General features: G+C 35.7%; 1 protein-coding gene. It reads right to left on the minus strand.

Annotated features, from left to right (window positions below; translation table 11 throughout):
• Window positions 1-12: 12 nt before the first annotated feature.
• Window positions 13-948, minus strand: a 936-nt coding sequence (locus GR162_RS22080; RefSeq protein WP_237421413.1) for an integrase core domain-containing protein, incomplete at its 5' end; no start/stop codon positions are given.

Genomic DNA, 948 nt, shown 5'->3' on the forward strand with positions numbered 1-948 from the left:
TGTAAAAGTTACTTATTTCGGTAACGGATTTATCATTTCGATTGGCTTTTTTCCATCAATTCCCTGATGTGGTCTTTCATGATTGTAATAATATAAATATTGCAGCAATTCCTCTTTTAGTTCTTCTTGAGAATCAAAATCAGCATCTCGCAATAAATCCTCTTCCAGAGTTCTCCAAAACCTCTCCACCTTGCCGTTTGTCTGTGGTCGGTAAGGTCTGGTGTATCTGTGTACGATCCCGAGCTCCATCAGCATTCTTTCGAAAGGATGCTGGTTTTTTACCTTGCTGGTTCTAATTCCAAACTCAGCTCCATTATCAGATAAAATCTCTTCAAATTTTATTTCATAATGGCTGCTTAAGATGTTTAAGCATTTTAATGAAGCAAACATTACGGTTAAGCTGGTAATGTCGGGAACCAATTCTGCCCAGGCAATACGGCTGTAATCATCAATTACACAGACTAAATAGAGTTTTTTGTTTTCTCCACGAATTATACTTTTGCTTAAATAATGACAATCAATATGACCCAGCTGTCCCATTCTTTCCTTGATTATTTTTTGATGATTCTTTTTAATCTTCGGAGTTAATCTGTTTATTTTATGCCGCTTTAAAATATTGTAAACTCCAGAATATGATGGTGTATGTTTTCCTAATTTGGGATTTAAGATACTAACAATTTCATATCTGTTGTTTCCTTTTTCTCTTAATTCAATCACTTTTTGCTCTATGAACGGCAAAGGGCGTCTGGTTTTATATTTTGGCCCCCGCTTCTGCGGCAGCAGATCCAAAGGTTTTCCGCTCTGCTTATAGCGATTATAGTACTTTAAGAAGCTTTTTCTGCACGTGTCGTTTGCTGTGTAAAAATCCATTGCTTTTTTATGCATTGGATGGGTCTTATTTTTTACCTGCTCATATTCTTTTATCAGAAAACGATACTTCTCTAAATA

The organism is Flavobacterium sp. HBTb2-11-1 (assembly GCF_009826975.1).
Taxonomy (GTDB): domain Bacteria; phylum Bacteroidota; class Bacteroidia; order Flavobacteriales; family Flavobacteriaceae; genus Flavobacterium.